Below are 13,579 nucleotides of genomic sequence, written 5' to 3' on the forward strand. Positions count from 1 at the left end.
TTGTGCTAGAAGAGTATCGGATCAGTGGGCGTCGTGCCGTCGAGATCGCGGCCAGCGTGGAGCGCGGCGTCGGCTCTGGCAGCCTCCGGCCCGGCCAAGTCCTGCCGCCCATGCGGGAGTTGGCGGCGGAGCTGGGGGTGAATCCCAATACCGTCGCGGCCGCGTACCGGACGCTGCGCGAGCGGGGGGTCATCGAGACCGCCGGGCGGCGGGGCAGCCGGGTGCGGCCCCGGCCGGTGACCACCTCGCGGGACGCCGTGCGGATCGAGGCGCCCGAAGGCGTACGGGACGTGGGCACCGGGAATCCGGACCCGGCGCTGCTGCCGGCGCTCGGCCCCGCTCTGGCCGCCGCCGCGCACCACGACGGCGGGCGGCCCGTGATGTACGGGGAGCCGCCGCTGGACGGGGACCTGGCGCGCCTGGTTCGCGCCGCCATGGACGCGGACGGGGTGCCGGCCGGGCCCGTGGGCGTGGCGAGCGGCGCGCTCGACGTCATCGAGCGCGTCCTCGCCGCGCACCTGCGGCCCGGTGACGCCGTGGCGGTCGAGGATCCGGGGTGGGGCAGCGTGTTCGACCTCGTGCCGGCGCTGGGGCTGCGGGCCGTGCCCGTCGGCGTGGACGACGAGGGGCCGCTGGCGGGGGACGTGGAGCGGGCGATACGGGACGGTGGCGCGCGGGCGGTGATCGTGACCGCCCGGGCGCAGAACCCGACGGGCGCCGCGGTGGGCGCCGAACGGGCCGAGCGGCTGCGGGAGGTGCTGGGCCGGCACCGGGACGTGCTGGTCGTGGAGGACGACCACGGGCACGGCTTCGCGGACGTGCCGCTGCACCCGCTGGGCGGGGTCACCGACCGGTGGGCGTTCGTCCGGTCGGTCGCCAAGGCGTACGGGCCGGACCTGCGGGTCGCGCCGTTCACCGGCGACGCGGTGACCGTGGACCGGGTGCTCGGGCGGCTGCGGCTCGGGCCCGGCTGGGTGAGCCGCATTCTCCAGCGGGCGGTGGTGCACCTGTGGGAGACCGGGGCCGTCGACCGGGCGGCCGTGGCGCGCGCGTACGCGGAGCGGCGCGACGCACTGGTCCGGGCGCTGGGGGAGCGGGGCGTCGAGGCGCACGGGCGCAGCGGGATGAACGTGTGGGTGCCGGTGGCCGACGAGACCGGCGCGGTGACGCGGATGCTGCAAGCCGGGTGGGCGGTGGCGCCGGGCGCCCGGTTCCGGCTCGCGTCGCCCCCTGGTGTCCGGCTGACCGTGTCCGGCCTGACGGCCGCCGACATCGAGCCCCTCGCCGCTGCCGTCGCGGCGGCGACAGGGCCCGTACCGGCGCGCTCCTACCGCTGAGGCGCCCGCCGCCTCCCGGGGCGTATCGGATGCGCGGTGCCGGGCGCGGTGTGCGCTGGGGTCTGGGTGGGCGTGGAGTCCGAGCTGGTACGGGCTGGGGTGGCGCCCGTGGGGCCCGGGGTGGGGGTGGTGAGCGTGCGGCGCCGGGAGCCTCCGCTGCCCGTGCGGCTCTGGGTGAGGGCCGCGCCCATCAGTACGATCAGCGCGCCGACCGGGGTGTTCCAGCTCAGCTGCTCGCCCAGCAGCGTCACCCCGGCGGCCGTGGCGATGACCGGGATGAAGTACGTGACCATCTGACCGGTCGTCGGGCCGACCTCCGAGACGATCCCGTACTGGAGCAGCATCGCGAAGCCCGTCCCCAGCGCGCCGAGCGCGACCACCGCGAGCATCGGCAGCAGCGGGAACTCCTCCGGCCAGGACGTGAACAGGGGCGTGACCACAGCCAGTTGCGCGGTCGCCAGCAGCAGCTGCGCCCCGGTCAGCGAGAGGTGCGACTCCTCACGGCCCGCGAGCGTACGGCGCACATAGATCCAGCCGACCGGGTAGCTCAGGGACGCCAGGAGCGCCAACGCCGTGCCCGTCGTGTCCACCCCGGAGAAGCCCTGCCAGGCACCGAGCACCGTGAGGACGCCGAGGAAGCCGACGCCGAGGCCGGCGACGCGGCGCCTTGTGGGACGGTCCTCGGAGAGGGCGACCAGCGACAGGGCCATGCCCCACAGCGGTGACGTGGCGTTGCAGATGCCCGCCAGCGTCGAGGGGATCGTCAGCTCCGCGAAGGCGAACAGCGAGAACGGAAGGGCGTTCAGGAAGAACGCGGCCACCGTCAGATGCGCCCAGGTCCGGGCGCCGCGCGGCAGGCCCGTCCGCCGGACCGCCATGGCGGCGGCGAGCACCAGCGTGCCGAACAGCAGCCGCCCGAACGTCACCTGGAACGGCGCGTACGCCGACGTGCCCACCTTGATCAGAAGGAAGCTGAAGCCCCAGACGACCGCGAGCACGGCGAAACGGACACGCCAGTCCACACGCGGCGCCCGCACGACGGCGCTCGGCGGCGGGGGCGAGGCCGGAGCGGCGGCAGGGCCGCCAGGGAGGGCGGGGGCGACGGGCGCCGCGGACGGCGAGGAGGCCGAGGGGGTGCGGGACGGGGGCGCTGTGCTCATGGCGATCAGCCTGTCTCACCGAACCTCTTAGGACAAGCGAGACTTTCTCCGGTGATTCCCTTAGCATCGCTTACATGTTGAATCTGGAGCGCCTGCGGACCCTCGACGCCCTCGCCCGCCACGGCTCGGTCAGCGGGGCGGCCGACGGCCTGCACGTGACGACCTCCGCCGTCTCCCAGCAACTGGCCAAGCTGGAACGCGAGGTCGGACAGCAACTGGTCGCGAAGAACGGGCGTGGCGTACGGCTCACCGACGCGGGGCAGCTCCTCGCCGGGCACGCGGCCCGCATCCTGTCGCAGGTGGCGCTCGCCCAGGCGGACATCGAGGCCCAGCGCGGCCGGGTGGTCGGGGAGGTGCGGCTGGCCGGTTTCCCGACCGCCGCACGCGGCCTGTTCCCCAGGGCCATCACCGCGCTACGGGCGAGCCACCCCGAACTGCGGGTCCGCAGCAGCGAACTCGAGCCGGAGCCCGGCATCCGGCACGTCCTGCGGGGGGACGTGGACCTCGCCGTGGTGCTGGACTGGAGCAACAAGCGCCTCCCCGTCCCCGGCGGGCTCGCCCAGGCCGCACTCCTGGACGACGCCGCCGACGTGGCCATGCCCGCCGACCACCCGCTCGCCGGGCGCGCCGAGGTCGACCTGGAGGACTTCGCCGACGACGACTGGGTCTCCTGGCCCGAGGGAGAGTTCTGCCACGACTGGCTCGTCTTCACCCTGCGCTCCAAGGGCATCGAGCCGCGCATCGCCCACCTCGCCGGGGAGCACCACACGCAACTGGCGCTGATCCAGGCCGGTCTCGGCGTGTGCGTCGCGCCACGCCTCGGCCGCGGGCCCGTGCCCGAGGGCGTCGCCCTCGTGCCCGTGCGCCAGCAGATGCGGCGGCACATCTACGCGGTGTGGCGCGCGGACGCGGACCGGCGACCCTCCATCCGGGCCGCCGTCGAGGCGCTGCGGGAGGCCGGGGCCGCCGTCGAGGGCTGACGGCAGGCCGGGGCGCCGGGCCGTCGCCCCTCGTGCGGGGCTCCGGGCGGCGGGGTCGGTCCTCGAGCGGGCTCGGGCCGGGCGCGGTGCTCGCGCAGGGCCGGGCCGCAGGGGTGGTGCTCACGCGAGCCTGATGGAGTCGCCCTCCACCGTGATCGGCGCGGGCGCCAGCGGGCTCGTCGCCGGGCCGGCCTTCACGCTGCCGTCGGCCGCGTCGAACTTGCTGCCGTGGCAAGGGCAGTTGATCACGCCGTCCGCGATGTCCTTCACCGCGCATCCCTGGTGGGTGCAGAGCGCGGAGAACGCCTTGAACTGCCCCGCCGCGGGCCGCGTGACGACGACGCCCCGGTCGGCGAAGACCTTGCCGCCCCCTTCCGGGATCTCCGACGTCTTCGCCAGGACCTGCCCGGCTCCCGCACCGCCGCCGCCCGTGCCACCAGCCCCGGCGGCGGTGCCAGGGTCCTGCGCGGCCGGCGGGGCGGCCGCGGGCGGCGCCCCATTACCGGAGGAGCCGCCGCACGCCGTCAGCACGGCGGCGAGCCCCGCGCCCCCCGCCGCCGCGACGGCCGCCCGGCGCGCCACCGCGGCGCTCGTACCCTGTGCTGCTCCGGTCGTTCCGGCCATGCGCGGCCCCTTCCAGATGTGCTCGCACGGCCGTCCACCCGTCGTCTGCGCCCGGGAGTCCGTCCGCGTCTCTGTCACCCGGGGGTACGGAACGGGGACGCGCGCCGTTCACCCCCGGAGCGACCGCTTGAGGAATTCCAGCTCCAGCCGCAGCTGATTGCTCACCACCTCCTCGCGCGTCACCAGGTGCGTCGCCCCCGGCAGCGGCAGCACCGTGTGCGGCCTGCCCGCGGCGAGCAGCGCGGAGGACAGCCGCAGCGTGTGCGCCGCCACCACGTTGTCGTCCGCCAGACCGTGGACCAGCATCAGCGGCCGGGTTAGCCGGTGCGCCACCGGCACCAGCGACGACCGCTCGTAGTTCGCGGGCTCCACGTCCGGATGGCCCAGGAACCGCTCCTCCCAGTGCGTGTCGTACAGCCGCCGGTCCGTCGGCGCCGCGCCCGCGACCGCCGCGTGGAACACGTCCGGCCGGTGCAGCACGGCCCCGATCGCCAGATACCCGCCGTACGACCAGCCGCGTATCGCCACCCGCTCCAGGTCCAGGGCCGGGTACCGATCCGCCGCCGCGCGCAGCGCGTCCACCTGGTCCTCCAGCGCGGGCCCGAGCCGGTCGCCGCGGACCGCGACCTCCCAGTCCCGGCCGCGGCCGGGCGTGCCGCGCCCGTCGGCGATCAGCACGGCGAACCCCTGCTCGGCGAACCACTGGGCGACCGCGCTCCACCAGCCGTGCGCCCGCACCGCCAGCCGCAGCCCGGGCCCGCCGTACGGGCTGAGCAGCACCGGCAGCCGCTCCCCGGACGCCTGGTCGTACCAGGACGGCAGGTGCAGATGGGCGCGCAGCTCCCGCTCGCCCAGCGACAGCAGGGCGGTGCGCGGCCGTACCTCAGGGGCCTCTGCCAGCACCGCGATCCGGCCCGCAGGTCGCCCGCCGCGCAGCACCGACACGGAACGGCCCCGCCACGTCAGGGTCTCCAGGACGACGGTGTCCCCGCCGACCGCCGCGGTGTGCACCCCCGGCTCCTGGCTGACCCGGCGGAAGACCCCCGCGCCGCCCGAGCCCGCGCTCACCGTGGCGTCCGGCGCTTCGGGGGCGTACACCCACACATGGCTCTCCGTCGGGTCCTCGCTCGCGGTGAAGTAGACGCGCTCGCCGGCCGCGCCCAGCACCTCGTGCACCTGGAGACCCCACGGCGACACGGTGTCGCCCACGCGTATCGCGCGCGTCCCGTCCTCCCCGACGTGCGCCACGACCAGCGCGCCGGACGCGGTACGCAGGGGCGTGCCGGGGGTGAGCGCCACCCATGCCGCGTCGTGCCTCACGCCCAGCGGCCGCACGGCGCCCGTCACCGGGTCCGCGGCGAACAGCGCCGTCGTCCGCTGGTCCCGGGTCTGGACCTCCACGTACGGGCCGTGCGCGTCCCACCCGGCGGCCGTCACGTACTCGAAGCGCCGGTCGGTCCACGCGCCCCGCGGGTGTTCCCCGACGTCCGCCTCGGCCGGAAGGCGCAGCGGCGTGCGGCGGCCGTCGAGGGTCACGACATGGACGGTCACCACGGCGTTCGCGGTGCCCGCCGCCGGGTAGCGCACGACGCGCGGCGGCCGGTCCGGGTCCGCGGGGTCGGCCAGATGCCAGCGGGACACGGGCGACTGGTCCACGCGGGCCACCAGCAGGGCGTCCCCGTCCGGCGACCACCAGTACCCGCGCTGCCGGCCCATCGACTCGGCCGCCGCGTGCTCCGCCAGGCCGTAGGTGACGTCCGGCGCATCGGGCACGGCCAGCGGCCGGTCACCCGTTCCGTCCGCGCCGACGACGCGCAGGGCGCCGCCGCTCACGTACGCGACGTGGGAACCGTCCGGGGAAGGGCGCGGGTCCACGGCAGGGCCCGCCGTCGGTATGCGCCACGGCGACCCCGCCCCGCCGCCGGTCCGCACCGCCCACAGCGCGCCGCCCAGCGTGAACACGGCCAGGCGCGCGCCTCGGTCCGTCGCGTACGCCGTGATCCCCGACGACATGACGCGGGCCCGCTCCCGCCGGACCTTCTCCTCCTCCGGCAGGTCGTCGTCGTTTGCGCCGCCGAGCGCGGCCGGGTCGGCGAGGAGCCGCTCCTCACCGCCCTCGAACAGCCAGAGCAGGCCCACCGGGTCCGTGCCCGACCTGGTGCGCGCGAACAGCGTCCGCGCGCCGTCCGGCGATACCGTCAACCGGCCGGGGACACCCAGCGAGAACCGCCGGGTGCGCGCGAAGGCATGCGGTAAATCGGGCGCGGCCGACGACGAGCCCGAAGCCGGAGGAGGCGCGGGAGCCGACGGAACCGAAGGAGGCGCGGGAGCGGAAGGAGATGAGACAGGGGAACGGGGCGTGGAAGGGGTCGTGGGTGTCATGGATCAGAGCATCGCAGGTACGACTGGCACCCCGGCGTCCGAGCGCGCGATCTGTGGACAACCGCGCGACGCGCGGTGGTCCGTGCCGCCTCGCCGGGCCCTCCGGGGCGGGTTGTCCACAGCCTTCGGTGGTGCGGAACTACCGGAGGCGAGCGACGCGTTGGAACAGGCGCGGTCACCGGTGATGTCCCTGCCCGCCGACTCCGGCGCGGTCACCGGGTACTCGTACCCGGCCCGGCTCGCGCCGGACCGGGGCCCTTGGCTCAGCGGCTGCCGAGCATCAGCGCGATGCCCGTGACCATCAGGGTCGCGGCGGCGATGCGCGGGCCGCCGAAGCGCTCCTTGAACAGGAACGCCGCGATCACCGCTCCGGCGATCACACTGAACTCGCGGAGCACGGCGACCGGCGCGAGCGGCGCCCGGGTCTGCGCCCAGAGCACCAGACCGTACGAGAGGACCGACAGCGCGCCCCCGGCGAGGCCCGGCACCAGCACGGGCCGCAGTCTCGGCATGAGCGCCCCGCGCAGCGTGGCCGCCGCGTACGCGGGGATCGCCAGCCCGTCGAGGAGCATCAGCCAGGCGATGTAGCTGAGGGCCGCGCCCGCCTCGCGGACACCGACGCCGTCCACGACCGTGTACACGGCGATCATCACGCCCGTGGTCGCGGCCATCGCCACGGCGGGCCCGCTCGGGCGGCGGGTCCGGTCGCGGACGCCCCACAGCGCCAGGCCGACGATGCCGGCCGTCGCGACCGCCACCCCGGCCGCGCTGGCACCTCCCAGGTGCTCGCCCAGCGCGAAGACGGCGAACAGGGTGACCAGCAGGGGCGCGACGCCCCGGGCGATCGGGTACACCTGGCCGAAGTCGCCCAGCCGGAACGACCGCATCAGCGCCACCTGGTACGCGATGTGCAGCAGGACGGAGGCGATCAGGTACGGCCAGGACTCCGGCGCCGGGAGCGGCGCGAGGCACGCCAGGGCGGCGCCGACCAGGGTGCGGCCGGCACCGACCAGGCTGAGACAGGCCAGCTCGTCCTTGATGCGGTGGGTGATGGCGTTCCAGCTCGCGTGGGTGACCGCGGCGAACAGCACCACCCCGATGACGAGCGGGGTCACGGACCCACCGGGCCCGCCGCGTCCGGTACAACCGACGAGCTGACGGAGGCGAGCTCCGCTAGGACCGCCGTGCGGACGGACGGGTCGAGCATGTCCACGTTCGCCCGGTAGCAGCGGGCGCCCTCGGCCAGGTCGGTGAGCTGCCGCCGCAGGGTGGCCAGGGTCGCGGTGAACGCGTCGAGGTCACCGCCGTGGTGGCCGAGCAGGTCGTCCTTGAGGCCGTAGTTGACGACCGCGTCGGCGAACAGCCCCAGGAAGAGACCGGCTTGTTCCGCGCTGATCCGCTCGAACCCCTGGGGCCGGTCGGGGGCGAAGTCGGTGATCACGATGTTGCGGACGCGGCCCCGGTCCCTGGGCTCGCCGGGGAAGAGGAGTTCCGGCGCGGCCACGAAGTCGCCGCTCTCCAGGTGCGGGACCAGCCCGTGTCCGTCGATCAGCGCCTCGAACTGCGGGGCCCGCCGGACCCGGACCGCGGAGGGCACGGCGTGCGCCTCGCCGTCCCGCACCAGGACGTGGGTGTTGGTGAGGAACCGCGCCCCGGCCAGGCACGCCTGGGTGAGGAACACGGTCTTGCCGCCGCCGTTGGGCCCGACGAGGAGCGTGGCGCCGCCGTCGTCGAAGGTGAAGCCCCCGGCTTTCAGATGCAGATAGCCGTGGTCGACGGCGAAGTCGGTGAGGATCCGCTTGACGAAGTACGGCCAGACGGTGCGTTCGAGGCGGCGCCCGAAGACGAACGAGCGGCCCGGCTCGGTGACGAGGTACGCGGGGTCACCGAAGATGTGGTTGAGGTAGTAGCCGGAGCGGAAGCGCTTGGCGCGCAGCGTGCGGTCGCCGAGCTCGCCCAGGACCCGCGGGTCGTACGGGTCGCGGTCCAGGTCCACGCAGACGATCTCGTGGTCCGGCGCGGTCCCTTCGGGCGCGTCGCGGGAGAAGTAGGCGTAGGCGTCGAACGCCTCCAGGTTGCTGGAGATCCGTACCGTCAGCAGATTGAGGTCCACGAGCCGCGACGAGCGGACCGGCAGCGCGCCGAGGCCGCCGGGACCGGCGACCGCGCCCGCGCGGGAGGACGTACCGGACGACGGTGTACCGGGCGCTGTGCCGGCCGGGGTGCCGCTCACCGCTCCACCAGGGTGCCGACGGCTGCGGTGATCCGGTCCACCGAGGAGAACGTCTCACGGGTGAGCAGCTCGTCGGGGAACTCGACGTCGAACTCGTCCTCCAGGGCGACCAGCAGGCTCACGCTGAGCAGCGAGTCCATGCCCGCGTCCCACAGGTCCGTGTCCGGGCCGACGCGGGAGGCGTCCACGGAGGTGCCCAGGACGGAGAACAGGACCTTCCGGACCCGCTCCGCCGGGGCGGACGCGGTCGCGGCGGTGTCTTCCATGGTGTGCGTTGCTCCTATCCGTGAGGGTGTCAGGCGGCCGCGGCGGCGCGGAACCGCTCGACCAGCTGCTGCGGGGTCCACTCCACGCGCTTGCCCGCGTGCGCGCCGCGCGGGGCGCAGCGGATGTGCAGCAGCGAGGGGACGCCCGGCTCGGGACGCACGGCGGCCAGCTCCTGCGCCGAGGCGACGGTGTACGCGGCGGAGTACCCGGCGGCGAGCGCGAGCCCAACCGGGTCGGCGACGCGCACGGGGCGCTGGCCGCCGGTGCTCTCGTGGACGCCGTTGTCGAGGACGACGTGCACCAGATCGGGGCCGTGCTCGGCGATCATCGGCAGGGCGCCGGGGTTCATCGCGAAGGAGCCGTCGCCGTCGAGGACGACGACCTGGCGGCCCGGCCGGGCCAGCGCGACGCCGAGGCCGACGGGGGCGGCCATGCCCATGGACCCGACCAGGTAGAAGTTCTCCGGCCGGTCGGCGGTGTTGTAGAGGTCGCGGGTGATGAACCCGCAGGTGGACACGTACAGGGACGTCGGGAACTTCTCGGTGATCGCGCGGATCGCGTCCTGGATGCCGAACACGGTCAGATGCCTTCCTTCACGATGAGGACGGGGGTGTGACGTCCGTCCTCGGCGGCCGCCAGACAGCGCTCGACGGAGGCGCACGGCTCGTCCGGGTCGAAGACGGTGTGGCGCAGGTCGAACACGTCCAGCAGGTTGAGCAGTTCGCGGCCGATGATGTCGTGCTCGACGGCGTCGTTGCCGTCGTGGCCGCGCCAGCTGACGATCAGCGGGACGTGCAGGTCGTAGATGAGGTTGAGCGAGGTGAGCACGTTCAGGCAGTAGCCCAGGCCCGAGTTCTGCATGAGGACGACGGGGCGGGCGCCGGCCGCGGACAGCCCGGAGGCGACGCCGAGCGCCGAGTCCTCGCGCGGCGCGGGCAGGTAGGCGACCTGCTCGGCCGGCCCCGTGCCCGACTCCAGGACCCGGAAGACGCCCTTGAGGAGCGAGCACGGGACACCGGTGAAGTGGGTGAACCCGTGGTCCACGAAGGCCTGGACGAGGGTCTCCGCCGCGGTCCCGCGGCCCGGGGCGGCGGAGGAGGACGGTGCGGCGTCGGAGGGTGGGGCGGCGGTCAGGGTCTGGGCGTCTGTCATGGGAGGAGGACTCTCTTGTCGGGAGTAAGGAGGGCACCTGGCCGGACACGGCACCGGCCGGGCTTGGTGCGGGTCGGTCGGGGGCGCAGGCGGGACGGGAGTGCGAGGACCGGACGGCTCGCAGGCCGGACAGGGGCAGCACGGGTCGTCACCGGCGGGAGCGGGGCAGGGCGGAGGAACGGGCGGGACCGGCGGGCGAAGGCGGCCGTACGCGCGCACGGGCACGGTCGGCGGGCGAGGGCCGGACGGGGGCGGGACCGGGGCCGGACCTCCGGACGGGGCGCGGGGCGGTACGGAGCCACGGGGAGGCGCCGGACCGCCGGACAGCGGCGCACAGCCGGACAGCCGAGCCGGTGCCGCACGCCGAACAGGGCCGGGAACCGGACGGGAGCGACGCCGGGCCGAAGGCGGGCCCGCGGGAGGCGGGCCCGCCCGGGTGGGGCGGTTACGGCCAGGCGTTCAGCTCGGGCAGCGCGGCGGCCGGGTCGCCGTCGGCGACGGGCAGGACCGGGTGCGGCCGGCCGGAGATCCAGGCGGCCAGCGAGCGCAGCGAGCCGCCGACCACGACCGGGGCCGAGCCCTCGGCCGCCGTGGACCACTCCTCGCCGGTGTCCTCGGCCTTCAGCACGACGCCCTGCGGCAGGCGGGCCGTGAGGAAGGAGACGACGTGCGAGGAGAGCGCGGTGCTCCACTCCTCGGAGCCGTAGCCCACGGTCAGGTCCACGTTGTGCAGCTCCGTCTCGCGCCACCACGCGAGCTGCGTCGCGAACAGCGGCGAGTTGCGGTACGCGCAGGGCAGCTCCCAGCCGTCGGGGCCGAGGGCGTCCCACGCCTCCTCAAGGGCGGTCAGGCCCTCGGCGAGCTGCTCGCGCAGCCACTCGACCGGCTCGCCGTGCAGCTCCTCGATGCGCCGGTCGCGGGTGGGCCGCCCGCCGTCGTACACCTCGACGGTCCTGCCCTCGACCGCGTAACGGGCCTGGCGGGCGAACGCCTTGGAGAGGTCGGCGAGATGGATCAGGACGTGGCCGCGCGTCCAGCCCGGAAGGTGGATCGCCTCGCGGGCGCCCTCCTCCGTGACCTCCGCCGCGGCGGCGCGCAGCCGGTCGTGCGCGGCGCGGATCTCCTTCAGCCGCCCGGGCACGTCGACACCGCCGTACTCGCGGGCCGTGTAGTCGATGGAGGTGGTCATGAGTGGTTCCTTTCGAGTTCCTGCGTCGCTGCCCCGGCCGGGGACTCCTGCGGCATGAAGGCGTGAATCCAGCACAGGATGTCCCGGATGACGTGGTGGTCCTTGTTCGGCCTGAGCGCGCCGATCTGGTGGTACATCACTCCCTCGCTGGGCGGGCCCAGGAAGGTGATGCGGGAATCGACACTGCCATCCGCGCGGACCGGGTGGAATTCGGGGGTCAGGTCGAGTCCGCCGGGCACGAAGTCCGGTTCTCCGACACCGGGGTTGGCCCACTTGCGTACGATGCCGCGGCGCAGCAGGTTCGGGTAGACCGGCATCACGTCGCGCTCGGCGTCGAAGCCGTGGACCCGCGCGTCCACGAGGGCGTCCGCGTGCCGCACGGCTCCGGTGACCGGGCCGTTGATACGGAACAGGCCGCGCTCCTCGTCGCACTCCACACCGGCGCCGGGTCCGACGGAGATGTCCACGATGCCGCTCTTGATGAGCGCGGTCACCTTCTCCATCGCCTCCACCGACGCGCCCTGGCACAGCCGGTTGTGGTGCGGCGTGTAGACGCTCAGGAAGGTGCGGTGCGAGGAGGCCAGCAGCCCGCCGAAGTCGACGGCGTCGATGACGACACCGCGCAGATCGCGCCAGGCGGCGTCGGCGGCCGCCTTCGCCGGATTGCTCAGATTGCCCTGGGCGGCCCAGCGGATGTCCCGGTCGAGGAAGTCGAGGAACGTCTCGACGTACTCCTCCGGGCTCGCGTAGCCGCTGCGCGGCACCGGGTTGATGGTCCGCTCCCACGAGAACCGGTGGTCGGCCGCCCGTGTGTCGTGGCGCCACGGCGACTCCGAAGCGGCGACGGCCGCGGCGAACGCCACCGGGTCACCGGCCTCGGCGAGCAGCGCCCCGGCCCGCTCCGCGCCGTACACGACCGTCAGGAACGCGCGTACGGCCCCGTCCAGCGGCGGCAGCGCGTCGCCGGGCGCCCCGAGAGCGCCGCGGCCCGCCAGGACGGAGTCCACCCGGTCGGCGGTGGAGCGCGCCAGGTCCTCCACCGGGGCGACGAGGAAGTCGCCCGCCTCGTGGTGGTCGGCGAACGCGTCGGCGTCGGCCAGGAACTTCTCGTACGCGGGCTGCGCCGCCCGGATGGCGGCCTCGCGGAACTCCGGCCCGAACAGTACGCCGTACTGGATCAGCGCCATCTCCAGCACGATCAGCGGGAAGACGTGCCGCTCGAAGTCGAGCTGCCGCTTGGGGACGCCGCCGATGACGTTCGGCACGCCCACGGTCCGCCGCAGCTCCGCCAGGGCCGCCGTGGTGAGGAAGGGACCCTTGTACTCCAGGGTCGCGATGTCGCGTTCCTTCTCGTTGTACGGCCGGGCGAAGGTGAAGAGGCCCGAGCGGCTGAACGCCACGATGGAGTCCGGCTCGGCGCCGCACCGGCGGTAGACGAGCTCGCCGTCCGCGCCGCGCTCGAAGGTGCCGCCGCGCCCCTCCGTCAGGTAGAGCAGCACGTCGATGCCGGTGAGGCCCATGCCGAGGCAGGCGACCGTCTTGCCGGGGCCCGTGTGCGCCGGGTCCAGCGACCGCTCCAGCGGGTACGCGGACGGGATGAGGTGCGCCGGGTGCTCGGCGGCGAACCGGGCCAGGTGGGCCTGGCGCGGGTCGAGCTCGGGCCGGTTGGACGAGTGGCCGGTCAGCATGAGCACGTAGTCGGCCTCGTACGGCTCGGCGCCGTCGGCGGTGATGACGGCGAACCGCTCGCCGCGCTCCTCCAGGTCCACGACCTCCGCCTGGCGCAGGGTCACCTCGACGCCCTCGGCTGCGCGCAGGATCTCGACGTACCCGGCGAACTGGTCGCGCAGGGCCTCGCCGTGCACGAACCGCTTCGGCCAGTCCTCGGCGACCACGTCGTACAGCGGGTCGCCGGTCTCCTCGAACTTCCTGCGGCACCATTCGAGCAGCGTGGGCCGCTCGGCCGCGGACAGCAGCGGGCCCGCGTCGATGACGCTCTCGTCGGCGGCGAACGCGACCTGGCCGACGATCCGGTTGAGGTAGCTGGTCCTCGTCTGGTCCGGGCTGTGGACCTGGCCGGGCCCGAACTCGCCCGACAGGTCGTAGACCGTGATCCTGAGGGCGACCGGGTCGCGCCGGTCGCGCACCAGGGCGGCGAGGCGCTCCAGTACGTAGGTACAGGTCGGGCCGCCGCCCACGATCGCCAGGTGAATCGGCGCAGCGTTCACGGGGTTGTCGGTTGTCACCGGCTCACC

12 protein-coding genes are annotated in these 13,579 nt (G+C 74.7%); 2 read left to right on the plus strand and 10 right to left on the minus strand.

Annotation, left to right across the window (positions count from 1 at the left end; translation table 11 throughout):
• Nucleotides 1-2 precede the first annotated feature (2 nt).
• Entirely contained in the window at nt 3-1,337 is a 1,335-nt protein-coding gene (locus J116_RS24760; RefSeq protein ID WP_023589763.1) for an aminotransferase class I/II-fold pyridoxal phosphate-dependent enzyme, read from the plus strand.
• On the opposite strand, the gene J116_RS24765 is transcribed toward J116_RS24760, so the two are convergent.
• A complete protein-coding gene (locus J116_RS24765) occupies nt 1,328-2,497 on the minus strand; it encodes a DMT family transporter (RefSeq protein WP_079147803.1) in 1,170 nt (389 codons plus the stop codon). The genes J116_RS24760 and J116_RS24765 overlap by 10 nt on opposite strands.
• Nucleotides 2,498-2,571: 74 nt before the next feature.
• Between J116_RS24765 and J116_RS24770 the strand changes: the two genes are divergently transcribed.
• The gene (locus J116_RS24770; RefSeq protein ID WP_023589765.1) at nt 2,572-3,477 is read left to right on the plus strand and encodes a LysR family transcriptional regulator; all 906 of its coding nucleotides are present in this window, start codon (nt 2,572-2,574) and stop codon (nt 3,475-3,477) included.
• Between the two features lie 120 nt (nt 3,478-3,597).
• On the opposite strand, the gene J116_RS24775 is transcribed toward J116_RS24770, so the two are convergent.
• The 9 genes from J116_RS24775 to J116_RS24815 all read right to left on the minus strand — a co-directional run bounded on the left by J116_RS24775 (nt 3,598) and on the right by J116_RS24815 (nt 13,552).
• Nucleotides 3,598-4,101 carry a Rieske (2Fe-2S) protein gene (locus J116_RS24775; RefSeq protein ID WP_028964475.1) on the minus strand — a complete coding sequence of 168 codons (504 nt, stop codon included), beginning with the start codon at nt 4,099-4,101 and terminating at the stop codon, nt 3,598-3,600.
• 108 nt (nt 4,102-4,209) lie between these two features.
• Nucleotides 4,210-6,303, minus strand: a complete 2,094-nt coding sequence (locus J116_RS24780; protein WP_235617378.1) for a S9 family peptidase — start codon at nt 6,301-6,303, stop codon at nt 4,210-4,212.
• 443 nt (nt 6,304-6,746) lie between these two features.
• Nucleotides 6,747-7,598, minus strand: a complete 852-nt coding sequence (locus J116_RS24785) for a DMT family transporter (RefSeq protein WP_023589768.1) — start codon at nt 7,596-7,598, stop codon at nt 6,747-6,749.
• Complete coding sequence (locus J116_RS24790; RefSeq protein WP_037948288.1) at nt 7,595-8,620, minus strand: FomB family phosphonate monophosphate kinase; 1,026 nt, start codon at nt 8,618-8,620, stop codon at nt 7,595-7,597. The genes J116_RS24785 and J116_RS24790 overlap by 4 nt, the downstream gene beginning before the upstream one ends.
• Nucleotides 8,621-8,712: 92 nt before the next feature.
• Nucleotides 8,713-8,982: an acyl carrier protein gene (locus tag J116_RS24795; protein ID WP_023589770.1), complete on the minus strand. Its 270-nt coding sequence runs from the start codon at nt 8,980-8,982 to the stop codon at nt 8,713-8,715.
• A 29-nt stretch (nt 8,983-9,011) separates the two neighbouring features.
• Nucleotides 9,012-9,560: a thiamine pyrophosphate-dependent enzyme gene (locus tag J116_RS24800; RefSeq protein ID WP_023589771.1), complete on the minus strand. Its 549-nt coding sequence runs from the start codon at nt 9,558-9,560 to the stop codon at nt 9,012-9,014.
• A 2-nt stretch (nt 9,561-9,562) separates the two neighbouring features.
• Entirely contained in the window at nt 9,563-10,135 is a 573-nt protein-coding gene (locus J116_RS24805; RefSeq protein ID WP_023589772.1) for a thiamine pyrophosphate-binding protein, read from the minus strand.
• A 445-nt stretch (nt 10,136-10,580) separates the two neighbouring features.
• Entirely contained in the window at nt 10,581-11,324 is a 744-nt protein-coding gene (locus J116_RS24810) for a maleylpyruvate isomerase family mycothiol-dependent enzyme (protein ID WP_023589773.1), read from the minus strand.
• Complete coding sequence (locus J116_RS24815) at nt 11,321-13,552, minus strand: FAD/NAD(P)-binding protein (RefSeq protein ID WP_235617379.1); 2,232 nt, start codon at nt 13,550-13,552, stop codon at nt 11,321-11,323. Before J116_RS24815 ends, J116_RS24810 begins: the two co-directional genes overlap by 4 nt.
• Nucleotides 13,553-13,579 lie beyond the last annotated feature (27 nt).

It is taken from the genome of Streptomyces thermolilacinus SPC6 (assembly GCF_000478605.2).
Lineage (GTDB): Bacteria > Actinomycetota > Actinomycetes > Streptomycetales > Streptomycetaceae > Streptomyces > Streptomyces thermolilacinus.

Bases quoted from the DNA above. Each gene is read 5' to 3' on its own strand.
- J116_RS24765 (WP_079147803.1), bottom strand. From the start codon at position 2,497: ATGAGCACAGCGCCCCCGTCCCGCACCCCCTCGGCCTCCTCGCCGTCC.
- J116_RS24810 (WP_023589773.1), bottom strand. From the start codon at position 11,324: ATGACCACCTCCATCGACTACACGGCCCGCGAGTACGGCGGTGTCGAC.
- J116_RS24775 (WP_028964475.1), bottom strand. From the start codon at position 4,101: ATGGCCGGAACGACCGGAGCAGCACAGGGTACGAGCGCCGCGGTGGCG.
- J116_RS24795 (WP_023589770.1), bottom strand. From the start codon at position 8,982: ATGGAAGACACCGCCGCGACCGCGTCCGCCCCGGCGGAGCGGGTCCGG.
- J116_RS24805 (WP_023589772.1), bottom strand. From the start codon at position 10,135: ATGACAGACGCCCAGACCCTGACCGCCGCCCCACCCTCCGACGCCGCA.
- J116_RS24770 (WP_023589765.1), top strand. From the start codon at position 2,572: ATGTTGAATCTGGAGCGCCTGCGGACCCTCGACGCCCTCGCCCGCCAC.